Source organism: Micromonospora sp. BQ32 (genome assembly GCF_059358895.1).
The window spans coordinates 240,510-266,633 of sequence record NZ_JCADBI010000005.1 but is presented as its reverse complement, the minus strand read 5'-3'; the positions used below and the strand labels follow the sequence as shown (position 1 = coordinate 266,633).

Genomic DNA, 26,124 nt, shown 5'->3' with positions numbered 1-26,124 from the left:
TCCGGTCTGTCACCAGAAGGTCATTTCCGGTTACCCTGGGCACGCTGGCGGAAGCCGGTCGGTGGCTGGGGGAGGCCGCGATGCGCCGTGCCATGACGACCCTGTTCGCCGCTGCCGTGACGGCGGTGTTGCTGGTGGGCTGTGCCGGGTCCGGCGGCCTGGACGGTGATCTGACCGATGACTGGGCGGCGTTGCCGGCGCCGTCGGCGTTCACCCCGGCCGCCGGTGTGTGTCACGCCGCCGACTTCACCGACCTGGTCAGCCTGGCCAGCTATGAGCCGGTGGACTGCGCCGGGCCGCACCGCCTGGAGACCGTGCATGTGGGGGCGTTTCCGGCCGAGCGGACGACCGCCCCGGCGGGGGGTTCGGCCGAGTTGCGGGGCGCGTTCGCCGAGTGCGACACCCGGGCCACCGGCTACGTGGGTGACGACTGGCGGGCCGGCCGGCTGCGGATGTCCGTGGCGCTGCCCAACGGGCCGGGCTGGGCGGCGGGGTCCCGGTGGTTCCGCTGCGACCTCACCGAGCTGACCACCGTCGAGGCGGCGGCCACCGTGGTGGTCCGTTCGGGCAGTCTGCGGGACGCGTTGAAGGGGCCCACCGTGCTGCGCCTCGGTTGCCAGCAGACCCGCGGTGGTGCCGGCCGGGGTGTGCAGACGCTGATCCCGGTGGAGTGCGGCAAACAGCACGACGCCGAGTTCGTCGGGGTGTGGCGCGCACCGGACATGGCGTACCCGACCCGGGACGCCGACTGGGTGCCGCTCTACACGGGTTGTCGCAGCGTCCTCGCCCGGTACGCGGGCGTTCCGGACGACACCGACCTGCGCTTCCGCAGCGGGGTGGTGGTCCGGCCGCCGGGGGCGGGGCGGTGGAAGGTCGGTGATCGGGGCGTCCGCTGCTATCTGTGGCTCAGCGACCGTACGGTGGCCGTCTCGCTGAAGGGCGCGGGCCCGGCTGGTCTACCGGTCCGGACGAAGTGACCACGGCCTGACGGCCGGCGCGGCGCGGCGCGCGCCGGACGGGGTCGCCCAAAACACTCGTCCCGCCCCCGCCGCCCCGGGCGAGGATGGTTCGGGTTGACTGGGGGGATGGACCTCCCGACCGTCGACCTGCCTGCCCTGCCCGCGCTGCTGGCCGCGCCCGCGCCCGGCTGGGTGGAGACCACCGACGTGATCGTGGTGGGTTCCGGTGTGGCCGGGTTGACCGCGGCCCTGCACCTGCGTGAGGCGGGTCTGCACGTCACGGTGGTTACCAAGGTCAACATTGACGACGGCTCGACCCGGTGGGCACAGGGCGGCATCGCCGCAGTGCTCGACCCGGCCGACAGCCCGGCGGCACATGCCCGGGACACCGAGGTCGCCGGAGTCGGGCTCTGCGACCCGGCGGCGGTCCGGGTGCTGGTCGAGGAGGGCCCGACCCGGCTCCGTGAGTTGATCCGGACCGGCGCCGAGTTCGATCGTCACCCGGACGGCTCGCTGATGCTGACCCGTGAGGGCGGGCACCGGGCGGACCGGATCGTGCATGCTGGCGGGGACGCCACCGGCGCGGAGGTGCAGCGGGCCCTGCACGCGGCGGTGCAACGCGACCCGTGGATCCGGCTGGTCGAGCACGCCCTCGTGCTGGACCTGCTGCGCGCGCCGGGCGACGGGCCGGATGGGCTCGGCGCGGCCTGCGGGATCACCCTGCACGTGTTGGGTGAGGGCAGCGAGGACGGCGTCGGCGCGCTGCTGGCCCGTGCGGTGGTGCTCGCCACCGGCGGGATGGGACAGATTTTCTCGGCCACCACCAACCCGGCGGTCTCCACCGGGGACGGGGTGGCGCTGGCGCTGCGGGCCGGCGCGGCGGTGACCGACGTGGAGTTCGTCCAGTTCCATCCGACCGCCCTGATCACCCCGTCCGGCGCGGGGGTGCCCGGGGCGGGGCACGCGCAGCAGCCACTGGTCTCCGAGGCGTTGCGCGGCGAGGGCGCGTACCTGGTGGACGCGGACGGCAAGAGGTTCATGGTGGGCCAGCACGAGTTGGCTGAGCTGGCCCCCCGGGACGTGGTGGCCAAGGGCATCCACCGGGTGTTGCTGGCCACCGGCGCGGACCACGTCTTTCTCGACGCACGGCACCTGGGCGGCGACTTCCTGGCCGGTCGGTTCCCCACCATCGTGGCGTCCTGCCTGGCGATCGGCGTGGACCCGGCGACCGACCTGATCCCGGTGGCCCCGGCCGCCCACTACGCCTCCGGCGGCGTCCGGACCGACCTGCGCGGCCGCACCTCGATCCCCGGCCTGTACGCCTGCGGCGAGGTGGCCTGCACGGGCGTGCACGGCGCGAACCGGCTGGCCAGCAACTCCCTGCTGGAGGGTCTGGTCTTCTCCCGCCGGATCGCCGAGGACATCGCGGCCGGCCTGCCCGAGCAGGTTCAGCCGGCGGACACCGGCGCCTGGCGTGGGGGTACCGGCTGGGTGCTGCCGGCGGAGGTGACGCCGACCCTGCAACGGGCGATGACCCGGGGCGCCGGGGTGCTCCGGTCCGCGGCGACGCTGGCCGGGACGGCCGGGACGTTGACCGAGTTGGGTGTTGCCCGGGGTCGGCCGCGGACCGCCGACTGGGAGGCGACGAACCTGCTCACCGTGGCGTCGACGCTGGTTGCCGCCGCGTACGCCCGTGAAGAGACCCGGGGCTGCCACTGGCGGGAGGACTTCCCGACCGCCGACGAGCGGTGGCTGGGCCATCTGGTCGGGGCGGTAGGTGCGCAGGGCCGGGTGACGCAGCAATGGGAGAAGCACAGTGAGCGCGAGGAGTGAGCCGGTCTTGCGAGCCCCGCAGTCGCGAACGGAGATGACATTGATCGAGTCGACGCAGGCGGCGTTGCGGGCGGCTGGGCTGGATCCGGCGCAGGTGCGGCAGGTGATCGAGGGCGCGCTGGTCGAGGATCTGGGCCCGGATTTCCTGGACGTCACCAGTGTGGCCACCATTCCGGCGGCGCAGACCGACACCGCCGACCTGGTGGCCCGCGCGGACGGGGTGGTGGCCGGGATGGCGGTGGCCGCCGCCGTGTTCGAGCTGGTGGGAGAGGTGACCGGCTTCGGTCGTACCGTCGAGGTGTCGGTGCTGGCCCGCGACGGCGAGCGGGTGGCCCGCGGCGACGTGCTGGCGACGGTGACCGGCCCGACCCGGCTGCTGCTGACGGCCGAGCGGACGGCGCTCAACCTGCTCTGCCGGATGTCCGGAGTGGCCACCCACACCCGCGCCTGGACGGACGCGCTGGCCGGCACGAAGGCGAAGGTGCTGGACACCCGCAAGACGACGCCGGGCCTGCGGGCGCTGGAGAAGTACGCGGTGCGGGCCGGCGGTGGCACCAACAAGCGGATGGGCCTCTACGACGTGGCCATGATCAAGGACAACCACAAGCTGGCGGCCGGGAGCATCACGGCGGCCTACCGGCGGGTCCGGGAGGCGTTCCCGGAGGTGCCGGTGCAGGTCGAGGTGACAGGAGTCGACGAGGCGGTGGAGGCGGTGGAGGCCGGGGCGGACTTCCTGCTCTGCGACAACATGACACCGGAGGTGCTGGCCGAGGCGGTGGCCGCGGTGGGTGACCGGGCGGAGCTGGAGGCGACCGGCGGGCTGACCCTGGAGGTGGCCGGCCGGTACGCGGCCACCGGCGTGGACTTCCTCTCGGTGGGCGCGTTGACGCACTCGTCGCCGATCCTGGACATCGCGCTGGACCTGCGTACCGAGTAGTTGTCTAGGCTGCGTGCGTGCTGCTCTGCATCGACATCGGAAACACCAACACCGTGCTGGCGACCTTCGACGGCGACAAGCTGGTGCACTCCTGGCGGATCAAGACCGATGCCCGTTCGACGGCGGACGAGCTGGGCCTGATGTTCCGGGGTCTGCTCGCCAGCGACAACGTCGAGATCACCGGTGTGGCCGCCTGCTCCACGGTGCCGGCCGCGCTGCGATCGCTGCGCACCATGCTGAGCCGCTACTACGCCGACCTGCCGAGCGTCGTGGTCGAGCCGGGGGTGCGGACCGGGGTGCAGTTGGCGATCGACAATCCGAAGGAGGTCGGCGCCGACCGGGTGGTGAACACCCTGGCCGCGTACACCCTCTACGGCGGCCCGTCGATCGTGGTGGACTTCGGTACCACCACCAACTTCGACGTGATCAGCGAGCGCGGCGAGTTCCTCGGCGGCGCTTTCGCCCCGGGCATCGAGATCTCCTTCGACGCGCTGGCCGCCCGGGCCGCGCAGTTGCGTAAGGTCGAGGCCACCAAGCCCCGCTCGGTGATCGGCAAGAACACCGTGGAGTGCCTCCAGGCCGGCCTGTACTTCGGCTTCGCCGGGCAGGTGGACCGGATCGTCGAGCGGATGACCGAGGAGTTGGGCGAGGTGCGGGCGGTGATCGCCACCGGCGGCCTCGCCTCCCTGGTGATCAACGAGTGCCACCGCATCACCCACCACGAACCGATGATCACGCTGATCGGCCTGCGGATGGTCTACGAGCGCAACCTGTGAGACCCCGTTGGCGTCAGCGGCGCCGGGCGCGCAGCACCAGCGTCCGGTACGGCAGCTCGATGGTGTCCCGGCCCACCAGGGCCGGGTGGGTGCTCAGGAGTTCGGTCAACTCCCGCTCGACCCGCTGCTGATCGTCGGTGGAAGCGGTGAGCCAGTACGAGCGGGTGCGGACCACGCCGAGGAGCTGATCCGGCGTGAGCGTGCTGCGGTGCGCGAACTCGCGCGACTCGATGGCATCGAAGGCGGGGCCGAAGTCGGAGCACTCGCCGACGACCTGGCGGGCCGACTTGTCCCCGAAGTGGGCGATGCGACCCAGCTCGGCCACCCAGTCGACGCTGTCGTCCCGGATGTTCCAGAGGGGGGCGAAGGTGCCGCCGGGACGAAGCATCCGGGCGATCTCGGCGTGCGCGGGCTCCCGGTCGAACCAGTGGTACGCCGTCCCGACCAGCACCGCGTCCGTCGTCGAGTCGGGCAGCGGCACGGCCTCGGCGCTGCCCGCCAGCGCCGTCGTGCCCGGGGTGCTGGCGGCGAGCTGCGCCCGCATCCCCGGATCGGGCTCGACCGGTACGACCTCGTGGCCCAGGGCCAGCACAGCGCGGGTCAGGATGCCGGTGCCCGCTGCCAGATCGACCACCCGGGCTTCGCTCAGCCCGTCGAGTGCCCAGCGGACCGCAGCCTCGGGATAACGTGGTCGAAACCGGTCGTAATCACTCGCGGCGGCACCGAACGACAGGGCATGAGTGTGATCGACCATGACGGGCAGGTTATCCCGTAACAGCCTCCGGACCGCTTGAGTACGCTCGGGCCTGACCCCCTGTATCTCCGTGACGAGGAAGCGTGCCGTGAGCGAGCAGAACCCCGTGCCAGTGGACCCCGCCGACGACCTTCCCGAGCAGATGAAGGTCCGCCGGGAGAAGCGGGACCGGATGCTCGCCGACGGCGTCGAGCCCTACCCGGTCGGCTTCCCCCGCACCACCACCCTGGCGCAGGTCCGGGCGGGCTACGCCGACCTGCCGACCGACACCGCGACCGGCGACCAGGTCGCGGTCACCGGCCGGGTGATCTTCGTACGCAACACCGGCAAGCTCTGCTTCGCGACCCTTCGCGACGGCGACGGCACCGAGTTGCAGGCGATGCTCTCCCTGGACCGGGTCGGGCCGGAGCGGCTGGAGGCGTGGAAGCGCCTCGTCGACCTCGGCGACCACGTCGGCGTCACCGGTGAGGTGATCACCAGCCGCCGGGGTGAGCTGTCGGTGCTGGCTCAGCAATGGGAGATGACCGCCAAGGCGCTGCGACCGTTGCCGGTGGCCCACAAGCCCCTCTCCGAGGAGGCGCGCGTCCGGCAGCGCTACGTCGATCTGATTGTTCGGCCGCAGGCGCGGGAGATGGTGCGCACCCGGGCCGCCGCGGTACGCAGTCTGCGCGATTCACTGCACGGGCAGGGCTTCATCGAGGTGGAAACGCCGATGTTGCAACTGCTGCATGGGGGCGCGGCGGCCCGACCGTTCGTGACCCACAGCAATGCGTTGAACACCGATCTGTATCTGCGAATCGCTCCGGAACTGTTTCTCAAGCGTGCTGTGGTCGGCGGCGTCGACCGCGTCTTCGAGATCAACCGCAACTTCCGTAATGAGGGTGTCGACTCTTCGCACTCGCCGGAGTTCGCGATGCTGGAGACGTACCAGGCGTACGGCGACTACGACACGATGGCCGAGTTGACCCGCAATCTCGTGCAACAGGCGGCGATCGCGGTGAGCGGCTCGACGGTGGTGACCCACGCCGACGGGCGGGAGTTCGACCTGGGCGGCGAGTGGCGGTCGGTGACGTTGTTCGGTGTGCTTTCCGAAGCACTGGGTGAGGAGGTCACGGTCCGCACCGAACGCTCCCGCCTGGTGGAGTACGCGGACAAGGTGGGATTGGCCGTGGACCCGAAGTGGGGCCCGGGCAAGCTGGCCGAGGAGTTGTTCGAGGAACTGGTCGTTCCCGGCCTGGAGGCGCCCACCTTCGTACGGGACTACCCGGAGGAGACGAGCCCGCTGACCCGGGCACACCGCAGCGAGCCGGGGCTGGCCGAGAAGTGGGACCTCTACGTGCTCGGCTTCGAGTTGGGCACCGCGTACTCCGAGCTGGTCGACCCGGTCGTGCAGCGGGAACGGCTGGTTGCCCAGGCGCAGTTGGCCGCCCGTGGTGACGACGAGGCGATGCGTCTCGACGAGGACTTTCTTCGGGCGATGGAGTATGGAATGCCGCCGGCCGGCGGTATGGGAATGGGAATCGACCGGCTGTTGATGGCCCTGACCGGGCTCGGAATTCGGGAAACGATCCTCTTCCCGTTGGTCCGCCAGGAGTAGTCCCGCCCGGCTCACGCCGGGCCGTAACCGGATCCTATTGACGCGACGAGCGGCGCGGGGGTTATTGTGCTCTCGTTAGCAGGAGCGCCCTGCTCGAAAGGAATGTGGGACGTGGCCAAGCAGATCATTCACAAGCTGGTCGATGACCTGGACGGCGGGGACGCGGACGAGACCGTCAAGTTCGCCCTCGACGGCGTTCAGTACGAGATCGACCTGTCGAGCGCCAACGCCGCGAAATTGCGCGATGCATTTGCCTCGTACGTGGCTGCCGGCACCAAGGTCGGCCGGGGCGGCGTGGTGATCGGTGGCCGGGCTGCCCGCGGTCGGGGTGGCGCGACCGCCGATCGGGAACAGAACAAGGCGATCCGGGAGTGGGCCAAGAAGGCCGGCAAGGACATCTCGGACCGGGGTCGTATCCCGCAGGAGATCGTGGACGAGTTCCACGCGAAGCGCTGATCCGTCAGTAGCTCGGTGGTCAACCGCCACCGCAGGCGACACCGACGCCGGGCCGGAGAAGTTCTCCGGGCCGGCGTCGCCGTATCCGGTGATGGCCGGCGCCGTTGTGCCCGTTCCAGGGACGGCGTCGTTATGTCCGTTTCGGGCTTGCGTTGTCGTGGTCGTTGCGGGCCGGGAAGCATTCCGGGCCGACCGACGTTGTCCACAACCAGTGGAACAGCTATCCACAACCTGTGGACAACTTCCCCAGGGGTGGGCGCGGCGCTCGTCGCGACCGCCGGTCCGCCCTCCCGGAGCCTCCCGGAACGCTTCCGGACCCCGGATCGGGCTCCCGTAGCGCCAGTCGGATTTCGCTCTGCGCGTAGCGGCAGGGCTACCGGAACACCTCCTGAGCGCGGACGGTTGTTCAAAACGACGTGGAACCGACCCAGAGCAGAGACACACGACCTCAGCTGAGTCGGTCAGCGACGATAGAGTAAGGAGGCACGGACGCCCGTCCTGGACGTTCGTGCACCGGCCCCGCCAAGATCTTGACCATCAAGGCGCACGGCACGTGAGGAGCACGAGGGCATGTTCGAGCGGTTCACCGACCGAGCGCGACGGGTTGTCGTCCTGGCCCAAGAAGAGGCCCGGATGCTCAACCACAACTACATCGGTACGGAACACATCCTGCTGGGCCTGATCCACGAAGGTGAAGGCGTCGCGGCAAAAGCCCTGGAGAGCCTCGGCATCTCCCTGGAGGGCGTCCGCCAGCAGGTCGAGGAGATCATCGGCCAGGGCCAGCAGGCGCCGAGCGGGCACATCCCGTTCACGCCGCGGGCAAAGAAGGTGCTGGAGCTGTCGCTGCGCGAGGCGCTGCAGCTCGGCCACAACTACATCGGCACGGAGCACATCCTGCTCGGGCTGATCCGTGAGGGCGAGGGCGTCGCCGCCCAGGTGCTGGTCAAGCTCGGCGCCGACCTCAACCGGGTCCGCCAGCAGGTGATCCAGCTGCTCTCCGGCTACCAGGGCAAGGAGCCTGCCGCGGCAGGCGCCGCGCCGGGTGAGGCCGCGCCGTCGACCAGCCTGGTGCTGGACCAGTTCGGCCGCAACCTGACTCAGGCCGCCCGCGAGGGCAAGCTCGACCCGGTCATCGGGCGCGAGAAGGAAATCGAGCGGGTCATGCAGGTGCTCTCCCGCCGTACCAAGAACAACCCGGTCCTGATCGGTGAGCCCGGCGTCGGTAAGACCGCCGTGGTGGAGGGCCTGTCCCAGAAGATCATCAAGGGCGAGGTGCCCGAGACCCTCAAGGACAAGCAGCTCTACACGCTCGACCTGGGCGCGCTCGTGGCCGGTTCCCGCTACCGCGGTGACTTCGAGGAGCGCCTCAAGAAGGTGCTCAAGGAGATCCGCACCCGCGGCGACATCATCCTCTTCATCGACGAGATCCACACCCTGGTGGGTGCGGGTGCCGCCGAGGGCGCGATCGACGCCGCGAGCATCCTCAAGCCGATGCTGGCCCGTGGTGAGCTTCAGACGATCGGTGCCACCACGCTCGACGAATACCGCAAGCACCTGGAGAAGGACGCCGCTCTCGAGCGCCGGTTCCAGCCGATCCAGGTGGGTGAGCCGTCGCTGGCCCACACCATCGAGATCCTCAAGGGCCTGCGTGACCGCTACGAGGCTCACCACCGCGTGAGCATCACCGACGCGGCTCTCGTTGCCGCCGCGACGCTGGCCGACCGGTACATCTCCGACCGCTTCCTCCCGGACAAGGCGATCGACCTGATCGACGAGGCCGGTGCCCGGATGCGGATCCGTCGGATGACCGCGCCGCCAGACCTGCGTGACTTCGACGAGCGCATCGCCCAGGTGCGTCGCGACAAGGAGTCCGCGATCGACGCGCAGGACTTCGAGCGCGCCGCCCAGCTGCGCGACAAGGAGAAGCAGCTCCTCGGCCAGAAGGCTCAGCGGGAGAAGGAGTGGAAGGCCGGTGACCTGGACGTCGTCAGCGAGGTTGACGACGAGCAGATCGCCGAGGTGCTCGGCAACTGGACCGGTATCCCGGTCTACAAGCTGACCGAGGAGGAGACCTCGCGCCTGCTGCGCATGGAGGACGAGCTGCACAAGCGCGTCATCGGCCAGGAGGACGCGGTCAAGGCGGTCTCGAAGGCGATCCGGCGTACCCGGGCCGGCCTGAAGGACCCGAAGCGCCCGTCCGGCTCGTTCATCTTCGCCGGCCCGTCCGGTGTCGGTAAGACCGAGCTGTCCAAGGCGCTCGCCGAGTTCCTCTTCGGCAGCGAGGATGCCCTCATCCAGCTGGACATGTCCGAGTTCCACGACCGTTACACGGTCTCCCGGCTCGTGGGTGCCCCTCCCGGCTACGTCGGCTACGACGAGGGCGGGCAGCTGACCGAGAAGGTGCGGCGTCGGCCGTTCTCGGTGGTCCTCTTCGACGAGATCGAGAAGGCCCACCCGGACGTGTTCAACACGCTCTTGCAGATCCTCGAAGACGGTCGGCTCACCGACGGTCAGGGTCGGATCGTGGACTTCAAGAACACGGTCATCATCCTGACCACCAACCTGGGCACCCGAGACGTCGCCAAGGCGGTGTCGCTGGGCTTCCAGCAGTCGGAGGACTCCGAGTCCAACTACGACCGGATGAAGCAGAAGGTCAACGACGAGCTCAAGCAGCACTTCCGGCCTGAGTTCCTCAACCGGATCGACGACACCATCGTCTTCCACCAGCTGCGCCAGACCGAGATCCTCTCGATCGTGGACATCATGATCCAGCGGATCGAGGGCCAGCTGCGGAACAAGGACATGGGTCTGGAGCTGACCGACAACGCCAAGAAGTACCTGGCCGCGAAGGGCTTCGACCCGGTGCTCGGTGCCCGTCCGCTTCGTCGCACGATCCAGCGCGACATCGAGGACAACCTCTCCGAGCGGATCCTGTTCAACGAGCTGACCCCGGGTCAGATCGTCGTGGTCGACTGCGAAGGCGACCCGGACGACATCGACAACTCCAAGCTCGTCTTCCGGGGCTCGGACAAGCCGGTTGAAGTTCCGGACGCCGTCCCGGCCGACCTCGGCGGCACTGCCGCTGGCACCGCCGCCGCAGGCGTGGACGAGTAACACAAGCAGCAAGGGGCGGGGCCCCGGTGGCGCAAGCCACCGGGGCCCCGCCTTGTTGCGCTACCCCACAGGCAGCACCCACCGCACCGGCCCGCGCCTCACGTGGCCCGCCCCGGCAAGATCCTTTCAACATCAGGGAAAGTGCTGCCTGCGGACGTCGCGAGGCAGCACTTTCCCTGATGTGCGGGGCGTGATGGTGGGCAGGGCGGTGAGCTCGACGATGGCCTCGCTACCGGTGCAGGCCCCCGCCCGCAAGATCGCGCAAGATCTCGAGCGTGCGGCGTGCGGCGTGCGGCCTGCGGGATGCGGCCTGCGAGATGTGGCCTGCGAGATGTGGCGTGCGGGATGCGGGCGCGGGGCGTGTGGTGCGTGGGTCGCGCTCAGGGTGGGGACGCCGGGTCAGGTGGTGAGGTCGGCGGTTGGCAGGGACGGGCCGTCACCCACCAGGCGGAAGGAGTCCGCGCCGGCCGGTTCGACCAGGCCGTCCTGCACCAGGCCGGCGAGGGCGCGGGCGCGCTGCACGTCGTCGCTCCAGACCTGGTCCAGTCGCTGGTGCGGAACCGGTCCGATGCTGTCCCGGAGCACTCCGAGCAGCAGACCGCGTACCTGTCGGTCGGTGCCCGCGTACCGCTGGGGTCGGCGGGTCGGCCCGGCCGGCGCCTCCCGGCCGGACGCCCGCCACGCGCACACCGACTCGACGGGACAGGCCGTGCAGCGTGGTGACCGGGCCGTGCAGATCACCGCGCCCAGTTCCATGAACGCGGCACTGGCCAGCGCCGCCGCGGCCGGTTCGGCCGGGAGCAGCTCTTCGGTGGCGACCAGGTCGGCTGGTCGGGTGACCGGCCCGGCGTCCGGTTCGCCGGCCACCGCCCGGCACACCACTCGGCGTACGTTGGTGTCGACCACCGGGTGCCGCTGCCCGTACGCGAAGGCGGCCACCGCCCGGGCGGTGTAGGTGCCGACGCCGGGCAGTGCCAGCAGTTGCTCCAGCCGGTCCGGCACCTGGCCGCCGTGCCGGTCGACGACCGCGACAGCGCATTCGCGCAGCCGGACCGCCCGGCGGGGGTAGCCGAGGCGCCCCCACATCCGGATCGCCTCGGCTGGGGTGTCCGCCGCCAACGCGGCCGGCTCCGGCCAACGGGCCAGCCATGCCTGCCAGGCCGGCACCACCCGGACCACGGGTGTCTGTTGGAGCATGACCTCGCTGACCAGGATGGCCCACGGGGTGACCCCGGGCTCGCGCCACGGCAGGTCACGGGCGTGTTGCTGGAACCAGCGGCTGACCACGGTGGCGAAGTCGGGTTGAGTCATGGCGTCGTCGATGATGTCACGCCCGGCGTTCCCGTTGGTTGGGCGGCTCGGGCGGGGTGCCACGTCGTCGTTCGGCGGACGGGGGAGAATGCGCGGATGAACGAGCTCGCGATCACCGTCATCGGTCGGGACCGGCCGGGCATCGTGGCCGACGTCGCGGAGGTGCTGGCCCGACTGGGCGCGAACCTCACCGACAGCACGATGACGCGGCTGCGGGGGCATTTCGCGATGACCCTCATCTGCACCGGCCCGGCCGCAGCCGAGGTGGAGGCCGCACTGGCGTCGCTGGCCGCCGAGGGCCAGCTGTTGGCGACGGTACGCGCGGTCACCCCCGACGGCGACGTGCCTCCGGCGGGTGAGCCGTACGTGCTGGCGGTGCACGGTTCGGACCGGATGGGGATCGTCGCGGCGATGACGCGGGTGCTGGTGGACGCCGGGGGGAATGTCACCGATCTGAGTACCCGGTTGACCGGCGCGCTCTACGTGGTCCTGGCGGAGGTCGAGTTGCCGGCCGGTGTGGCGGACACTTTGATCGACCGGCTGCACCGGACGGCTGCCGAGCTGGGCGTGGAGGTCACCCTCCGGCCGGCGGACCCGGATCTGTTGTGACCGGCGAGGAGCGTGGGCCGGACGTCGAGGCGTACGCCGGTCTGGGTGACTGGACGCCGGATTCGCTGGCGGTGCCCGGTGTGGTGCGGGCGGTGGTGTCGGCCCCGCATCCGGTGTTGAGTCGGGCCGCGGGCGAGGTCGATCCCACGGCCGAGGAGACGGTCCAGTTGGCGGCCGACCTGGTGGCCACGATGAAGGTCTCGCCGGGCTGCGTCGGGCTCGCGGCGCCGCAGGTCGGGGTGGGGGCTCGGGTCTTCGCCGTCGACGTGACCGGGCACCCGAAGGCGGTGACGGTGCACGGCACCTTCGTGCTGTGCAACGCGCGGGTGGTCGAGGCGACGCGGTGGAAGCCGGGCCGGGAGGGCTGCATGTCGGTGCCGGATCTGACCGGGGACGTGAAGCGGGCCAGCCGGCTGGTCGTGGAGGGAGACCTGCCGGGCAGCGGCGAGCCGGTCCGGCTGGTGACCGACGGCTTCGAGGCTCGGGCGTTGCAGCACGAGATCGACCACTGCGCGGGGCTACTCTTCCTGGACCGGGTGGCCGGTGCGCACGCGGTCTATCAGCGCAAGGTCTACCTGTGATCGGGTGCCGAACTCTCCTCTGTGGAGTGTGGGGCGAGCGGCCCGGGATGGCTCCGGCGCGTCGCGCCGCACTGCCGGGTACGGCGCGGCTACGGTGGAGGGCATCATGCGTCTGACGGTCGGCCCCCTGCCACCCGCCGTGTACTGGCGGCGTCGCGCCGTCGTACTCGGAGCGGGGTTTCTGTTCCTGATTGTCCTGCTCTACTCGTGCACCGGTTCGGGTCGTTCCGGCGATCAGGATCCGAAGGCGGGAGGTTCGCCGTCGGCGACGTCCGCCGCGACGTCTGCTCCCGGTGGGCCGGTGCTGACACCGCAGACCGGGGCTTCGTCACCGTCCGCGTCCGCTGATTCGGGTGCGACGAATCCGAGCCCGGTGATCACCAGCAATACCCCGCCGCTGGGCGCGGCGGCCGGTTCGGAGGACGACGGCACCTGCACCAACGAGGAGATCAGTGTGGTCTCCTCGGCGAGCCCGACCTCGGTGCAGCGAGGCGCGGTGGTCGAGCTGCAACTGAAGATCAAGAACACGTCGGACCGGACGTGCAGTCGCAACGTCGGCGCCGACCTTCAGGAGATCTTCATCAAGTCCGGTGCCGAGAAGGTCTGGTCGTCGGACACCTGCGGCAAGGTCGAGGGCTCGGACGTGCAATCCTTCACGCCGAACTTCGAGCGCTCCTACCAGGTGCCGTGGAACGGGCGGGACACCAGCCGCTGTAACGGCGCGCTGGCCGCCGGGCCGTTCCCGCCGGTCGGGTCGTATCAGGTGTTCGCCCGGGTCGGCACGAAGCTCAGCGACCCGGTGAAGCTCACCGTCACCGGCTGAGCCGGGTCAGACGTAGCGTTCCAGGATGGATGCCTCGGCGAGACGGGACAGCCCCTCCCGGACGCCGCGGGCCCGGGCGTCACCGACCCCCTCGACCGCTTGCAGGTCTTCCACTGTCGCGCCGAGCAGACGCTGGAGGCTGCCGAAGTGCAGCACCAGGCGATCGACCACCGCCACTGGGAGCCGGGGCACCTTGGCCAGCAGTCGGAAGCCGCGCGGACTGACCGCGGCGTCGAGCGCGTCGGACGCGGCCGGGTAGCCGATCGCCTTGGCCACCGACACCAGGTCGATCAACTCGGTGGCACCGAGCAGGTCCAGCTCGACAAGGGCTTCGTCCAGGGTGCGCGACTTGCGACCGACCGGGAGGTAATCCCGGATGACGAGGGTGCGGTCGGCGTCCACGCCGGCCATCAGCTCGTCGAGTTGCAGGGCGAGCAGGCGGCCGTCGGTGCCCAGCTCCACCACGTAACCGGCGATCTCGTCGGCGATCCGGCGAACCATCTCCAGTCGCTGCACCACGGCCACCGCGTCCCGCACGGTGACCAGATCCTCGATCTCCAGGGCGGAGAGCGTGCCGGAGACCTCGTCCAGCCGGAGCTTGTAGCGCTCCAGGGTGGCGAGCGCCTGGTTGGCGCGGGAGAGGATGGCCGCCGAGTCGTCGAGCACGTGCCGTTGGCCGTTGACGTAGAGGCTGATGATCCGCATGGACTGGCTGACTGAAATGACCGGATAACCGGTCTGGCGGGCCACCCGTTCGGCGGTGCGGTGCCGGGTGCCGGACTCCTCCGTCGGGATGGACGGGTCGGGCATCAGGTGCACGGCCGCCCGGACGATCCTGGTGCCGTCGCTGGAGAGCGCCACAGCGCCGTCCATCTTGCACAGCTCGCGCACCCGGGTCGCGGAGAACTCCACGTCCAGCGGGAAGCCGCCGGTGCACAGGCCCTCGACCACCTTGTCGTAGCCGAGCACGATGAGCGCGCCCGTGCGGCCCCGCAGAATGCGCTCCAGACCGTCGCGCAAGGCGGTGCCCGGGGCCATCAGGGCGAGATTGGCCCGCAGCGGATCTCCGGCGCTCCCGGCGGCTCCCGCGGTCACGCTCACGCTGATCGGGCGGGCGGGCGAGCCCACGGCGCCGGTGCGGGCCTGGGGCGGCGCGCCGGCTGGCTTGGTGGTATCGCGGTCGATCGGCACGGGCACAGTCTACGGACTGCCGTGCGGTGGGTGCTGTCGTGGTTACTGTGATGTGTCACGATGCCGCCCTCTTCAACGTTTCCCGCTTGCGACGTGCTGTCCGGTTTGGCCGCTCTCGTCGGCACGGTGGGTCACTCGGCGGACGCGCGGGCTGCATGGTGCAGGGCCGAACGGACGTCGGTGACCTCGGTCACCCGCATCTGCTCAGGGCCGGCGCCGGTGCTGGCCGGACCGCAGCCGGGCGGCACGAGGGCCACCTTGAACCCCAGCCGGGCCGCCTCGGCCAGCCGGCGCGGAACCGCCCCGACCCGGCGCACCTCGCCGGTCAGCCCCACCTCACCGATCGCGACCAGGTGCGGCGCGATCGCCAGGTTGAGCCCGCCGGAGGCGACCGCAAGCGCCACCGCCAGGTCGGCGGCCGGCTCCACCACCCGGATCCCGCCCACGGTGGCGGCGAAGACCTCCCGGTCGTGCAGGGTCAACCGTTCGGTGCGCCGTTGCAGCACCGCGAGCACCATCGCCAGTCGCGCCGAGTCGAGGCCGGAGACGGTGCGTCGAGGAGAGCCCGCGACGGTCGCGCCGATCAGCGCCTGAACCTCGGTGACCAGGGCCCGCCGCCCCTCCATGGCCACGGTGACGCAAGTGCCTGGGACCGGCTCCGCGTAGCGGGTCAGGAACAACCCGGACGGGTCTGCCAGGCTGCTGATGCCGCCCTCGTGCATCTCGAAGCAGCCGACCTCGTCGGCCGCGCCGAACCTGTTCTTCACGCCGCGCACCAGGCGCAGCGACGAGTGTTTGTCGCCCTCGAAGTGCAGCACCACATCGACCAGGTGCTCCAGCACCCGAGGCCCGGCCACCTGCCCGTCCTTGGTGACGTGCCCGACCAGCACGGTGGCGATGCCCCGCTCCTTGGCGACCGAGACCAGCGCGGCGGTGACCGCGCGGACCTGGGTCACCCCACCGGGCACCCCCTCGGTGCCGGTGGTCGAGATGGTCTGCACCGAGTCGAGCACCAACAGGCCGGGCTTGACCGCGTCGAGGTGACCGAGCACCGAGGCGAGGTCGCTCTCCGCGGCGAGGTAGAGCTGCTCGTGCAGCGTGCCCATCCGCTCGGCGCGCAGCCGCACCTGACTGACCGATTCTTCGCCACTGACCACCAGCGAGGGGCTGCCGGCACCGGTCGCCCAATGCTGCGCCACATCGAGCAGGAGGGTCGACTTGCCCACGCCGGGCTCGCCGGCGAGCAACACCACGGCACCGGGGACCAGGCCGCCGCCGAGCACCCGGTCGAGCTCGCTCACCCCGGTGGGCACGGCGCGGGCCGGAGCGGCGCTGATGGTGGCGATCGGTCGGGCCGGCTCGGACGGCATCCGGGAGCTGACCACCCGACCGGAGACGGTCGGGCCGGTCACCGTGTTCTCGACCACCGCCCCCCACTCGCCGCACTCCGGGCAGCGCCCCACCCACTTGGGCGGCTGGTGCCCGCAGGCGTCGCACTGGTAGGCCGGACGCGGCTCGCGGGCGGCGGACCGACCACGGGCGGCACCGGCCGTGCCGCCACGCGGAGGGGTGGATCGGGAGGTGGTCACATCAGGACGCTAGCCCTCGCGTACGACGAAAACACCCCGGCGTGGTGGTCACCACGCCGGGGCGTTTGTCGATGTGCGGGTCGGGTCACTCGTGGGTCGTGCCGCCCTCGTCGCCCTCGTAGCCGCCCTCGCGCTCGATGATCGGCGACGGAGGGGCCGCCGGGGTGAGCGGCACCGCGATCGGCGCCGGGCCGGTCACCGTGTTGCCGTTGCCGAAGTCGAAGGTCACGAAGACGTTCTGGCCGGAGCGCAGCGCCTCGGTCAGGCCGATCAGCCGCAGCTGCGTGGTGGCCTCGGAGTTGAACTGGATGTAGCTCAACGGCGCCAGCTCGATCCGGGCCGGCTGGCCGGGGGCGGAGGGGCTGGCCGAACCGGACGCACGCGCCGACTCGGGGGCAGACGGGGTGGCCGAGGACGACCCGGTCTCGGAGGGCGTCACCGACGGGCTCGGCGAACCGGACGTCGAACTCGACGGGCTGGCCGAACCGGACGGCGACGGGCTCATCGAGGCGGATTCCGAGGCGGACGGCGACGGGCTCGCCGAGCCGCCGCTGATGACCACCTCGCGGGCGCTCTCGGTGGTGACGGTGACCGTCACCGTCTCCTTGGAGTCGTTGTAGATCACCGCGTTGAGCCCAGCGTCCTGCCCGGCCTTGTAACCCTCGGTGCCCGGGTAGTCCACCAGCAGGCCCCGCACGGCGAAGGAACCGTTGTTGGTCGTGAGGTTGACGCCCTGGACCGACGGCTCCTTGTTGGCGGTCTCGGCGATCTGACCGGTGCCGCATCCGGAGGCCAGCAGGCTGGCTGCCGCGATCCCGGACAGCAACAGGGCCGCCCGCCGGGATCCCCTGATCGAGCGCGTCACGTCGGTCCTCCTCGTCACAATCCCCACCCGGGCCGTACGCCGGGCACGGTGGCCATACCCGCGCAGACCGCGCTCCAGGGTAGTTGGGGCTGATCGAGGCCCGCACGCGGACCCGGCAATGCCACCTGCCCGGGTGGCGTTCACACCACCCGACCGCTCGCCACCAGCAGAACCACGTCGATGAGGGCCACCAGCATCACCGCCCGGAAGGCCGCCACCGGCCGCCGGCCGGCCCGGATCGCCGAGCGCCCGGCGTACCAGCTCAGCGGCGGCACCACGGCGGCCGTGCCGACCGCCGCCCAGCCGATCGCCGACGGCGGCCCGGGTGGTCCGAGGACCAGGGTCGCGGTCGCCGCGAGGAGCAGACCCGCCGCGGCCACCCGGCTGCCGGTGGCACCCAGCCGGTGAGGCAGGCCGCGCACGCCGGTGCGGGCGTCGTCGGCCAGGTCGGGCAGCACGTTGGCGAAGTGCGCGCCGGCGCCCAGGCAGGCCGCCGCCGTCACCAGCCAGACCGGCGGGGCCGGCTGACCGGGCAGTGCCAGCACCACGAAGGCGGGCAGCGCCCCGAACGACACGGCGTAGGGCAGCACCGAGAACGCGGTGGCCTTGAGCGGCCAGTCGTAGAGCAGGGCGGAGACCAGGGCGAGCGTCAGCCAGAACGCCGCCGCCGGGTTGGTGGTCAGCGCCAACAGCGGGCAGGCCACCGCGGCCGCCGCGGCGGCCCAGGCCGTGGCGCGCCGACCGACCGCGCCACTGGCGACCGGTTTGTCGGTACGCCCCACAGTGGCGTCCCGCTCGGCGTCCAGCGCGTCGTTGGTCCAGCCGACGGCGAGCTGGCTGGCCAGCACGGCGAGCACCACCGAGACGATCCCGGCCGGCCGGTGGCCCACTCCCCAGGCCAGCAGACCGGCCACCGTGGTCACCGCCGCGGCCGGTTCCGGATGGCTCGCTCTGACCAGCCCTAACACCCTCGACGACATAAGGGAAGTCTGGTCGTTACCGAGCAGTCGTGCCACGCTCGGTTCCATGCGAGACGTGGCTGCGGCCGGGGCTTCCACCGGTCCGAGGGTGCTGCCGCGAAACGATCCGCGTCAGTACGACGATCTGGCCGGTGAGTGGTGGCGGCCGGATGGCGCGTTCGCGATGCTGCACTGGCTCGCGGAGGCCCGTGCGGCGCTGGTGCCGCCGGCCACCCGTCCGGACGCGTTGCTTGTCGATCTGGGCTGCGGTGCCGGCCTGCTCGCGCCGCACCTGGCCGGCAAGGGCTACCACCACGTCGGGGTGGATCTGACCCGCTCGGCACTCGTCCAGGCGGCCGAGCACGGGGTGCGGGTGGTCCAGGGCGATGCCACCGCTGTCCCGCTGCCCGACGGCTGCGCCGATGTGGTCTCCGCGGGCGAGTTGTTGGAGCACGTGCCGGCCTGGCCGCGCGCGGTGGCCGAGGCGTGTCGGCTGCTGCGCCCCGGTGGCGTGCTGGTGCTGGACACGCTGAACGACACGGCGCTGGCCCGGCTCGTCGCGGTCCGGATCGCCGAGCGGCTGCCGACGGTGCCGCGCGGCATCCACGATCCTCGGTTGTTCGTGGACGCGCGGGCACTGGTGGCCGAGTGCGCCCGACACGGTGTCGACCTGCGACTGCGGGGCCTCCGTCCGCAGGTCGGCGGCATGCTCGCCTGGCTGCTGCGCCGCGCCCGCGCGAGCCGAACGTCCGCTGCGGTGCCCGCCGGCCGTGCGCCGCGCATCGTGCCGACCCGGTCAACCGCCGTGCTCTACCAGGGCCGGGGGGTCCGCAAAGGATAGTCAGGCCGTGGCGGGGTATGGAACGCCGAGGAGGAACGAGATGACGGTGCACGCGCTTGAGGCAGCACGCCGGTTGGCGCCGCGGTTCGCCGCGCGGGCGGCCGAGCACGACCGGGACGGTTCCTTCCCCGTGGACGACTTCGCCGACCTGCGCGAGGCCGGCCTGTTCGGGCTGATGGTGCCCCGGGCGCTCGGCGGTCTGGGAGCCACCTTCGCCGAGTACGCCGCGGTGGCCACTGAGCTTGCCCGGGGCAACGGTGCGACGGCCCTGGTGTTCAACATGCACGCCTCGGTGACCGGCGCGCTGGGCGCGGTCACCGAGGAGTTGGCCGAGGCGCTGGGCGTACCGGACGAGGCGCTGGCCGCCCGCGACCGGCTGCTCAGCGCGGCGGCGCAGGGCTCCTGGTACGCGGTCGCGATGAGCGAGCGTGGCGCGGGCGCGCGGCTGTCCCAGCTGACCACGGCGTACGAGCCGACCGACGGGGGCTGGCAGCTCAAGGGCAGCAAGACCTTCTGTTCCGGTGCCGGGCACGCGGACGGCTACCTGGTGGCGGCGCGCAGCGCGGCCGACCAGTCGGTGGTCTCCCACTTCCTGGTGCCGGCCGGCGACGGGCTGACCGTGGAGCCGACCTGGGACTCGCTCGGCATGCGCGCCACCTCCTCCCACGACCTGCACCTGGACGTCACCGTGCCCGCCGACCGGCTGCTCGGTGGGGTGGAGGGGCTGGCGCTGGTGGTGGCCCAACTGATGCCGCACTGGCTGGTGGCCAGCTACGCGGCCGTCTACGTGGGGGTGGCCCGCGCGGCGATCGACACGGCGGCCGAGCACCTCAACGCCCGCAACCTGGCCGGTCTGCCGGCGGTGCGGGCCCGGCTGGGTCGGGCGGACGCGGCGACGGCCGCCGCCCAGCTGGTGGTCGCCGAGGCGGCCCGCCGGGTGGACGAGGCGCCCGGCGACGAGGAGACCAACCGCTGGGTGTGGCGGGCGAAGCTGCTCGCCGGCACCACGGCCGCCGAGGTGGCGGCGTCGGTGCTGGAGGCGGCGGGCACCTCGGCGACCCGCCGTGGTCATCCGCTGGAGCGGCTCTACCGCGACGCCCGCTGCGGCTCACTGCACCCGGCCACGTCGGATGTCTGCGCCGACTGGCTCGGCATCGCCGCGTTGGGCGGCGACCCGGATCGCGACGGATCGGCACCGCGTTGGTGAGCCCGCCGCTCCGGACTCGCACGGAAGAACGACCAGCCGAGGTGGCTGGTGGGACGGCCAGGGGGAGGACAGCATTTGACGAGAGGTGGGGATCGTGTCCGTACCAGTGATCGCGGGGCTCGGGACAGCGCAGCCGCCGTCCGCTTCGCAGGACGAGTTGTGGGAGGGCTTCTTCTCCCGGCACTTCTCCGGCACTACCCGGTCGTTGGCCCAGCGAATCTTCGCCAACTCGGGGGTGACCCGGCGGCAGGCGGCGGTCAATCCGCTGCTGGAGGACGTCTCGGACTGGCCGACCGAGCGCCGGATGCGCCGCTACCAGGTGGAGGCGCTGCCGTTGGGCAAGGAGGCGGTGGGTCGCGCGTTGACCGCGGCCGGGCTGAGCGCCGGTGACATCGGGCTGTTCGTCGTCTGCTCCTGCACCGGGTACGCCACCCCGGGACTGGACATCCTGCTCGCCCGGGACCTGGGCATGGCCGCGGACACCCAGCGGATGTTCATCGGCCACATGGGCTGTTACGCGGCGCTGCCGGGGCTCGGCGCGGCGAGTGACTTCGTCACCGCCCGGGGGCGTCCGGCGCTGCTGCTCTGCGCGGAGCTGACCAGCCTGCACATCCAGCCGTCCAGCGCCCGGGTGGACACCCAGCAGATCGTCTCCCACGCGCTCTTCTCGGACGCCGCGGTCGCCGCCGTGGTCGTGCCGGGCGGTCGGGGGTACGCGGTACGCGAGGTCACCGCCGTCACCGACACCTCGACGGCCGATCACATGACCTGGGACGTCACCGACGCCGGGTTCCGGATGGGGTTGTCGCCGAAGGTGCCGCAGGTGTTGTCGAGGCACGTCCGTGGGCTGGTCGACGACCTGTTGGCCCGGCACGGCGTCGCCAGCTCCGATGTGGATGGTTGGGCGGTGCACCCGGGCGGTCCGCGGATCCTCAACGTGGTCGAGCGGGAGCTGGCGTTGCCTCCGCTGGGGCTGGCGGCGTCCTGGGCGACGCTGGACGAGCACGGCAACTGCTCGTCGCCGACCGTCCTGCTGATCCTGGACCGGTTGGGCCGGGCGACACCGGCGGCCCGGCGCATCGTCATGCTGGCCTTCGGCCCCGGCCTCACCCTGTACGCCGCCCTGCTCGATCGACAGGACTGAGCCTCCGGCCGGTACGCTCACGGGGTGGATGTGACCTCGGACGACCGGCTGCGCTCGGTGGTCCTGTTTGGCGCGGCGGTGGCCGTCCTGGTCGTCGGTGCCTGGTGGTGGCGTGCCGCCGCGCCCGCGTCGACGGCCGGGACGGCTGTCCCTTCGGCGGCGGCGGTGCCATCGGTCGGGCCGAGCGTCAGCACCCCACTGGAACGTCTCCTCGCGGCTGAGGAGCCCGACGAGCGGGTGACGGTGCGGATGGACCCCAACACCGGCGAGGTCCTCCGGGTGCGAAGCGGCCCGCGGCTGGTGATCGACCCGGCGACGGGCTCGATCAGCGACATCGAGGGCGATCCCCGGGCGCTCTTTTCCGCGGGTGACCTGCCCGTGTTCCAGGAGACGATCTGGCGGGAGCAGCGGGACCTCGCCGCCGGCCAGGAAGTGACCCGGCAGGCCGGCAACCACGGCGCCCGCTACCTGCTCCAGTACCGGTGCACCCGCCCCGGCACGATGGCGGTGACGAGCGACGAAGCCAAGATCAACGGTCCGGCGCGCATCGACTGCGACGGCACGATCGCCAATGCCGAGGTGCTGCCCGGCGCCGGACCGTTCCAGGTGTCGCTGTCGGCCGTCGACCGGCCCATCGACATCGAGGCGCAGCTCGTGGCCCTGCCTGCTCGCTAACAGGGCCGCTCAGCCGGCCAGGGCGTTCAGGTCGCTCCGGTAGGACTCGACCGCGCCCAGGTCCGGCAGCACCCGGGTCACTGTGCCGGCGCGGTCGACCAGCAGGGCGGTCGCGGCGCCGGGGCGGGCCGGTTGGCCCAGGAACGAGCGCAGCCCTCCGGCGGGGTCGGCCAGGGCGCGAGCCGGCCGCTCGATGGAGGGCCCGGCCGGGGCCGTCCGCCCCCCGGTGACGGTGACCACGGAGACGCCGGCGGGCGCGGCCGCCAGGGCGTCGGTGACCCGGTCCGGGCAGGGGCAGCCGTCCAACAGAATGATCATGGCGGGTAGCAGGCCGCGCAGTGGCACGGGCGCGTCGTCCGCGTCGACCAGGTCCAGTGCGGGCAGCGCCCGACCGGTGAGGGTCGCGGGCGGCGAGTAGGGGGCCGGAGTCGGCCGGTCGGCGCCGCGGTTGGCGCGGGGCCAGGTGACCACCAGCAGGCCGGCCAGCGTGGTGAGGACCGCCACCAGCAGCACCACCAGCGGCAGGCCCAGAGCCCGGTGGCCGCCCGGGAGGCCGCCGGCCTGGCGCAGCTCGCGGCGGACCTGGGCGACCTCGGCGGCCAGCGCGGAGGCGTCGTCGGGAACCACCACGCGGCCCCATTCGGGCGGTAGGCCGGGCAGGCCGTCGGCTGGCCCGTGACCCTCTGCGTCCGGCTTGCCCATCGGACCTCCTGGAAGCGTCTCGAGAGCGGTGTGCGGCTTGGTCTCCAGGGTCGCGCACCAGGGGCTCCTCCCGCTACATCTGGGCGCGGTCCTGCTGGCCGGGCTACCATGGGAGGAGCGCATAGCCCTTGATCTCGACGTTCTGTTCACCCGTACCGGGCAGTCATTTGCGCGTTACGGAGCGTGTTCGAACCATCGGTTTGACTGCCTGTCAAGCTGAAGCAAGACCTCTCACAGGGCCCCTGAGCTGCGCCAACGGTCAGGACATCGGTGAGACATCGGTGCCTGAGCGTGTTACCCTAGACACAGCGAAAGGGGTTTCGAACCTATGGTTTTCAGTGTCGGCGAGACCGTTGTTTACCCCCACCACGGGGCCGCACTCATCGAGGCAATCGAGACTCGGGTCATCAAGGGCGAGCCTAAGCAATACCTCGTCCTGAGGGTCGCGCAGGGTGACCTGACGGTCCGGGTGCCGGCCGAGAACGCCGAGATCGTGGGCGTCCGCGAGGTGGTCGGCGAAGAGGGCCTCGGGAAGGTCTTCGACGTTCTGCGGGCTCCGCACACCGAGGAGCCGACCAACTGGTCGCGGCGTTACAAGGCCAATCTGGAAAAGCTGGCTTCCGGCAACCCGCTGAAGGTCGCCGAGGTCGTGCGTGACCTGTGGCGCCGGGAGCGGGAGCGGGGCCTCTCTGCGGGCGAGAAGCGGATGCTCGCCAAGGCCCGCGACATTCTCGTCGGCGAGGTCGCGCTGGCCGAGAAGAGCACCAAGGATGAGGCGGAGACGCTGCTCGACAAGGTCCTCACCGAGGCCTAGTCCGCACAGCATCGTCGTACCCACTTCGTAGTGAAGAAACCACCGAGGACCGCGACGTGACCGCGCAGCTCAATCCGCGCGGTGACGTCGCGGTCCTCGTGCCTGCGGCGGGTGCCGGCGTACGGCTCGGCCCCGGCCGACCCAAGGCGCTGCGCCTGCTCGCCGGTGAGCCGCTGTTGGTGCACGCCGTGCGTCGGCTGGCCGCCGCGCCCTCGGTGCACACCATCGTGGTGGCCGCGCCGGCCGCCGAGGTGCAGGCCGTCCGGGAACTGCTGGCTTCGGTCGCACCGGTGATCGTGGTGCCCGGCGGCGCGGAACGGCAGGCGTCGGTGGCCGCCGCGCTGGCCGCGGTGCCCGCCGGCCCGACGATCGTCCTCGTGCATGATGCCGCCCGGGCGCTCACCCCACCTGCGCTGGTCGAAGCCGTCGCGGCGGCAGTCCGTGGCGGGCGTGACGCGGTGATCCCGGTCCTGCCGGTCGTCGACACGATCAAGGAAGTCGGCGCCGACGAGGTGGTGCTCGGCACCGTCGACCGTTCCGCCCTGCGTGCGGTGCAGACCCCGCAGGGTTTCCGCCGATCCGTGCTCAGCGCCGCCCACGCCGCCGCCGGTGACTCCCTCACCGACGACGCCGGGCTGGTCGAGAAGCAGGGCGTCGCGGTGAGCTGCGTGCCGGGCTCGGAGTACGCCCTGAAAATCACCCGACCGTTCGACCTGGCACTGGCGGAGCATCTGCTTGCCGCAGCCGGTTGACGCGTACCCTCTGATCATGATCGTTCCCCGGGTGGCCATCGGCACCGACGTGCACGCGTTCGAGCCGGGCCGGCCCTGCTGGGTGGCCGGGCTGCTCTGGCCCGACCAGGACGGCCTCGCCGGGCACTCGGACGCCGACGTGGCCGCGCACGCCGCCTGCAACGCGCTGCTCTCCGCGGCCGGTCTCGGTGATCTCGGCTCCGCCTTCGGGGTGGGCCAGCCGGAGTGGGCCGGCGCATCCGGGGTGGCGCTGCTGACCGAGACGGCCCGCCGGGTGCGGGCCGCCGGCCTTGAGATCGGCAACGTTTCCGTGCAGGTCATCGGCAACCGCCCGAAGATCGGCCGACGGCGTGCGGAGGCGCAGGAGGTCCTCTCCGCCGCAATCGGCGCCCCGGTCACCGTCTCGGCGGCGACCACCGACGGGCTCGGCTTCGCCGGCCGGGAGGAAGGGCTGGCCGGGGTCGCGGTGGCTCTGGTGTACGACGCGCCGGCCGCCTAGGCTCGCCGCGATGTCCAGCGATCCTGCCCCCGACCAGTCCGCCGCCGACGGCTACGTCCAGCGGGCCCAACTCCTCGCCGAACTCGGCCGCTACGACGAGGCGGCCGGGGAGTTGGCCTACGGGTTGGCCCTCCAGCCGGATGACGTGGACGCGCTCACCATGCTGGCCCGGGTGCACCTGGCCGCCGACCGCCCGGCCGAGGCGCTCACCGCCGCCGACACGGCGGTGGCCGCCGCACCGGAGGCCCTGCCGGCGCTGGTCGCCAGGGGCATGGCGCTGGCCGACCTGGAGCGCTACACCGAGTCGGCGAGCACCGGCGACCGCATCCTCGCCCTCGGCCCGGCCGACGCGTACGCCCAGCGGAGCGCTGCGGCGATCCTGGCCGGCGCCCGCAACGGTCAGCCGGCGCTGAACGCGGCCTGGCGCGGTGTCGAGTTGGCCCCGCAGGAGCCGCAGGCGCACCTGGTGCTCAGCCTGGTCGCTGCCCGCCTGGACCTGTTCGACCTGGCCGAGCGGGCCTACCGGGAGGCGCTGCGGCTCGACCCGCGAATCGCCGAGGTCGGTCACGACGTGGGGGTCATGCGGCTAGAGCAGCGCCGCTGGTCGGAGGCGTTGGAGCACGTCGCCGAGGCGGTGACGGTCAGCCCGAGCCGGATCGACTCGCCGCGGACCCTCGCCTACGGGCTGCACCGCCTGGTGCTCTACGGCGCGGGCTGGTCGCTGGTGGCGGCGGTGTTGGTCGCGTTCGCGGCGTCGGCGGGTGACGGGTTCTCCCGCATCGTGGCGGTGCTCGCCGCGCTCACCGGCGGGATCGTCGTCTGGCAGCTCGCGGCCCGGCTGCCCGGGCTGACCCGGACCGTTCTGCCCGCCCTGCTGCACTCGGACCGCACGATGGCCGTGGCGATCTACGCCGTGGCCGCCGCGCCGTTGCTGCTGCTGGTGTACGCCCTGGTCGGTTCCCCGTGGCCCCTGGTGCTGGCCATCGCCGTGACGACGGTAGCCGAGTTCGCCGTCTTCACCAGAACCGCGATCCGCTAGCCACCAACAAGATCCCCAGCGTCGCCCAGCTCGACCAGGTCAGGGGTTTCGCCGGAGCCCGCCCGCGTCGGGATCACGCCTGACCGCCCAGAGCGGG

The 26,124-nt window shown here is 71.8% G+C and carries 25 protein-coding genes; 18 read left to right on the top strand and 7 right to left on the bottom strand.

Translation table 11 applies throughout. The annotated features are described in order from the left end of the window. The first annotated feature begins 80 nt into the window (after positions 1 to 80). The 4 genes from AC5L30_RS13375 to AC5L30_RS13360 all read left to right on the top strand — a co-directional run bounded on the left by AC5L30_RS13375 (position 81) and on the right by AC5L30_RS13360 (position 4,505). Positions 81 to 977: a septum formation family protein gene (locus AC5L30_RS13375; protein ID WP_494867497.1), complete on the top strand. Its 897-nt coding sequence runs from the start codon at positions 81 to 83 to the stop codon at positions 975 to 977. A 108-nt stretch (positions 978 to 1,085) separates the two neighbouring features. Next, a complete protein-coding gene (locus tag AC5L30_RS13370; protein ID WP_494867495.1) occupies positions 1,086 to 2,792 on the top strand; it encodes an L-aspartate oxidase in 1,707 nt (568 codons plus the stop codon). Positions 2,793 to 2,826: 34 nt separating this feature from the next. Then, a complete protein-coding gene (gene nadC, locus AC5L30_RS13365) occupies positions 2,827 to 3,729 on the top strand; it encodes a carboxylating nicotinate-nucleotide diphosphorylase (protein WP_494867494.1) in 903 nt (300 codons plus the stop codon). A 17-nt stretch (positions 3,730 to 3,746) separates the two neighbouring features. Next, a complete protein-coding gene (locus AC5L30_RS13360; RefSeq protein WP_494867492.1) occupies positions 3,747 to 4,505 on the top strand; it encodes a type III pantothenate kinase in 759 nt (252 codons plus the stop codon). A 13-nt stretch (positions 4,506 to 4,518) separates the two neighbouring features. Here AC5L30_RS13360 and AC5L30_RS13355 read toward each other — a convergent pair whose 3' ends face one another. Continuing rightward, positions 4,519 to 5,259 carry a class I SAM-dependent methyltransferase gene (locus AC5L30_RS13355; RefSeq protein ID WP_494867491.1) on the bottom strand — a complete coding sequence of 247 codons (741 nt, stop codon included), beginning with the start codon at positions 5,257 to 5,259 and terminating at the stop codon, positions 4,519 to 4,521. Positions 5,260 to 5,347: 88 nt separating this feature from the next. Between AC5L30_RS13355 and lysS the strand changes: the two genes are divergently transcribed. From lysS to AC5L30_RS13340, 3 genes are all read left to right on the top strand, one after another. Next, entirely contained in the window at positions 5,348 to 6,856 is a 1,509-nt protein-coding gene (gene lysS, locus AC5L30_RS13350; protein ID WP_494867489.1) for a lysine--tRNA ligase, read from the top strand. Positions 6,857 to 6,967: 111 nt separating this feature from the next. Next, positions 6,968 to 7,312, top strand: a complete 345-nt coding sequence (locus AC5L30_RS13345; protein WP_181548539.1) for a histone-like nucleoid-structuring protein Lsr2 — start codon at positions 6,968 to 6,970, stop codon at positions 7,310 to 7,312. A 570-nt stretch (positions 7,313 to 7,882) separates the two neighbouring features. Continuing rightward, entirely contained in the window at positions 7,883 to 10,426 is a 2,544-nt protein-coding gene (locus AC5L30_RS13340) for an ATP-dependent Clp protease ATP-binding subunit (RefSeq protein WP_196920089.1), read from the top strand. A gap of 399 nt (positions 10,427 to 10,825) precedes the next feature. Here the strand turns inward: AC5L30_RS13340 and AC5L30_RS13335 are convergent, their stop codons facing one another. Beyond that, the gene (locus tag AC5L30_RS13335) at positions 10,826 to 11,737 is read right to left on the bottom strand and encodes an HhH-GPD family protein (RefSeq protein WP_494867487.1); all 912 of its coding nucleotides are present in this window, start codon (positions 11,735 to 11,737) and stop codon (positions 10,826 to 10,828) included. A 96-nt stretch (positions 11,738 to 11,833) separates the two neighbouring features. Here AC5L30_RS13335 and AC5L30_RS13330 point away from each other — a divergent pair, with 96 nt between their 5' ends. The 3 genes from AC5L30_RS13330 (at position 11,834) to AC5L30_RS13320 (ending at position 13,750) form a co-directional block, all read left to right on the top strand. Beyond that, complete coding sequence (locus AC5L30_RS13330) at positions 11,834 to 12,346, top strand: glycine cleavage system transcriptional repressor (RefSeq protein ID WP_494867486.1); 513 nt, start codon at positions 11,834 to 11,836, stop codon at positions 12,344 to 12,346. Next, complete coding sequence (locus tag AC5L30_RS13325; RefSeq protein WP_494867484.1) at positions 12,343 to 12,927, top strand: peptide deformylase; 585 nt, start codon at positions 12,343 to 12,345, stop codon at positions 12,925 to 12,927. The genes AC5L30_RS13330 and AC5L30_RS13325 overlap by 4 nt, the downstream gene beginning before the upstream one ends. Positions 12,928 to 13,033: 106 nt before the next feature. Continuing rightward, positions 13,034 to 13,750: a hypothetical protein gene (locus AC5L30_RS13320; RefSeq protein WP_494867482.1), complete on the top strand. Its 717-nt coding sequence runs from the start codon at positions 13,034 to 13,036 to the stop codon at positions 13,748 to 13,750. A 6-nt stretch (positions 13,751 to 13,756) separates the two neighbouring features. Here AC5L30_RS13320 and disA read toward each other — a convergent pair whose 3' ends face one another. From disA to AC5L30_RS13300, 4 genes are all read right to left on the bottom strand, one after another. Then, the gene (gene disA, locus AC5L30_RS13315; RefSeq protein WP_494867481.1) at positions 13,757 to 14,941 is read right to left on the bottom strand and encodes a DNA integrity scanning diadenylate cyclase DisA; all 1,185 of its coding nucleotides are present in this window, start codon (positions 14,939 to 14,941) and stop codon (positions 13,757 to 13,759) included. Between the two features lie 131 nt (positions 14,942 to 15,072). Then, positions 15,073 to 16,530 carry a DNA repair protein RadA gene (radA, locus tag AC5L30_RS13310; RefSeq protein ID WP_494867480.1) on the bottom strand — a complete coding sequence of 486 codons (1,458 nt, stop codon included), beginning with the start codon at positions 16,528 to 16,530 and terminating at the stop codon, positions 15,073 to 15,075. Positions 16,531 to 16,615: 85 nt separating this feature from the next. Then, positions 16,616 to 17,395, bottom strand: coding sequence for a hypothetical protein (locus AC5L30_RS13305; RefSeq protein WP_494867479.1), 780 nt, complete (start codon positions 17,393 to 17,395; stop codon positions 16,616 to 16,618). 140 nt (positions 17,396 to 17,535) lie between these two features. Further along, positions 17,536 to 18,375 (bottom strand): UbiA family prenyltransferase, encoded by an 840-nt coding sequence (locus AC5L30_RS13300; protein ID WP_494867478.1) that lies wholly within the window; start codon positions 18,373 to 18,375, stop codon positions 17,536 to 17,538. 46 nt (positions 18,376 to 18,421) lie between these two features. On the opposite strand from AC5L30_RS13300, the gene AC5L30_RS13295 reads away from it, so the two are divergent. The 4 genes from AC5L30_RS13295 (at position 18,422) to AC5L30_RS13280 (ending at position 22,221) form a co-directional block, all read left to right on the top strand. Next, positions 18,422 to 19,195, top strand: a complete 774-nt coding sequence (locus tag AC5L30_RS13295; protein ID WP_494867477.1) for a class I SAM-dependent methyltransferase — start codon at positions 18,422 to 18,424, stop codon at positions 19,193 to 19,195. A 40-nt stretch (positions 19,196 to 19,235) separates the two neighbouring features. Continuing rightward, positions 19,236 to 20,402 (top strand): acyl-CoA dehydrogenase family protein, encoded by a 1,167-nt coding sequence (locus AC5L30_RS13290; RefSeq protein ID WP_494867476.1) that lies wholly within the window; start codon positions 19,236 to 19,238, stop codon positions 20,400 to 20,402. A gap of 94 nt (positions 20,403 to 20,496) precedes the next feature. Then, positions 20,497 to 21,546, top strand: a complete 1,050-nt coding sequence (locus tag AC5L30_RS13285; protein WP_494867475.1) for a type III polyketide synthase — start codon at positions 20,497 to 20,499, stop codon at positions 21,544 to 21,546. A 24-nt stretch (positions 21,547 to 21,570) separates the two neighbouring features. Beyond that, positions 21,571 to 22,221, top strand: a complete 651-nt coding sequence (locus tag AC5L30_RS13280) for a hypothetical protein (RefSeq protein WP_494867474.1) — start codon at positions 21,571 to 21,573, stop codon at positions 22,219 to 22,221. Positions 22,222 to 22,230: 9 nt separating this feature from the next. Here the strand turns inward: AC5L30_RS13280 and AC5L30_RS13275 are convergent, their stop codons facing one another. After that, positions 22,231 to 22,923: a hypothetical protein gene (locus tag AC5L30_RS13275; RefSeq protein ID WP_494867473.1), complete on the bottom strand. Its 693-nt coding sequence runs from the start codon at positions 22,921 to 22,923 to the stop codon at positions 22,231 to 22,233. A 328-nt stretch (positions 22,924 to 23,251) separates the two neighbouring features. Here AC5L30_RS13275 and AC5L30_RS13270 point away from each other — a divergent pair, with 328 nt between their 5' ends. From AC5L30_RS13270 to AC5L30_RS13255, 4 genes are read left to right on the top strand one after another with little or no spacing between them, the layout of a single operon-like run. Beyond that, positions 23,252 to 23,737: a CarD family transcriptional regulator gene (locus tag AC5L30_RS13270; RefSeq protein ID WP_007073334.1), complete on the top strand. Its 486-nt coding sequence runs from the start codon at positions 23,252 to 23,254 to the stop codon at positions 23,735 to 23,737. Positions 23,738 to 23,793: 56 nt separating this feature from the next. Continuing rightward, a complete protein-coding gene (gene ispD / locus AC5L30_RS13265) occupies positions 23,794 to 24,489 on the top strand; it encodes a 2-C-methyl-D-erythritol 4-phosphate cytidylyltransferase (RefSeq protein WP_494867472.1) in 696 nt (231 codons plus the stop codon). Positions 24,490 to 24,502: 13 nt separating this feature from the next. Further along, complete coding sequence (gene ispF / locus AC5L30_RS13260) at positions 24,503 to 24,988, top strand: 2-C-methyl-D-erythritol 2,4-cyclodiphosphate synthase (protein ID WP_494867674.1); 486 nt, start codon at positions 24,503 to 24,505, stop codon at positions 24,986 to 24,988. A gap of 10 nt (positions 24,989 to 24,998) precedes the next feature. Then, a complete protein-coding gene (locus AC5L30_RS13255; protein ID WP_494867470.1) occupies positions 24,999 to 26,027 on the top strand; it encodes a tetratricopeptide repeat protein in 1,029 nt (342 codons plus the stop codon). The last annotated feature ends 97 nt before the right edge of the window (positions 26,028 to 26,124 follow it).

Bases quoted from the DNA above. Each gene is read 5' to 3' on its own strand.
- AC5L30_RS13375 (WP_494867497.1), top strand. From the start codon at position 81: ATGCGCCGTGCCATGACGACCCTGTTCGCCGCTGCCGTGACGGCGGTG.
- AC5L30_RS13370 (WP_494867495.1), top strand. From the start codon at position 1,086: ATGGACCTCCCGACCGTCGACCTGCCTGCCCTGCCCGCGCTGCTGGCC.
- nadC (WP_494867494.1), top strand. From the start codon at position 2,827: ATGACATTGATCGAGTCGACGCAGGCGGCGTTGCGGGCGGCTGGGCTG.
- AC5L30_RS13355 (WP_494867491.1), bottom strand. From the start codon at position 5,259: ATGGTCGATCACACTCATGCCCTGTCGTTCGGTGCCGCCGCGAGTGAT.
- AC5L30_RS13340 (WP_196920089.1), top strand. From the start codon at position 7,883: ATGTTCGAGCGGTTCACCGACCGAGCGCGACGGGTTGTCGTCCTGGCC.
- AC5L30_RS13335 (WP_494867487.1), bottom strand. From the start codon at position 11,737: ATGACTCAACCCGACTTCGCCACCGTGGTCAGCCGCTGGTTCCAGCAA.
- AC5L30_RS13330 (WP_494867486.1), top strand. From the start codon at position 11,834: ATGAACGAGCTCGCGATCACCGTCATCGGTCGGGACCGGCCGGGCATC.
- AC5L30_RS13320 (WP_494867482.1), top strand. From the start codon at position 13,034: ATGCGTCTGACGGTCGGCCCCCTGCCACCCGCCGTGTACTGGCGGCGT.
- AC5L30_RS13300 (WP_494867478.1), bottom strand. From the start codon at position 18,375: ATGTCGTCGAGGGTGTTAGGGCTGGTCAGAGCGAGCCATCCGGAACCG.
- AC5L30_RS13295 (WP_494867477.1), top strand. From the start codon at position 18,422: ATGCGAGACGTGGCTGCGGCCGGGGCTTCCACCGGTCCGAGGGTGCTG.
- AC5L30_RS13290 (WP_494867476.1), top strand. From the start codon at position 19,236: ATGACGGTGCACGCGCTTGAGGCAGCACGCCGGTTGGCGCCGCGGTTC.
- AC5L30_RS13275 (WP_494867473.1), bottom strand. From the start codon at position 22,923: ATGGGCAAGCCGGACGCAGAGGGTCACGGGCCAGCCGACGGCCTGCCC.
- AC5L30_RS13270 (WP_007073334.1), top strand. From the start codon at position 23,252: ATGGTTTTCAGTGTCGGCGAGACCGTTGTTTACCCCCACCACGGGGCC.
- AC5L30_RS13255 (WP_494867470.1), top strand. From the start codon at position 24,999: ATGTCCAGCGATCCTGCCCCCGACCAGTCCGCCGCCGACGGCTACGTC.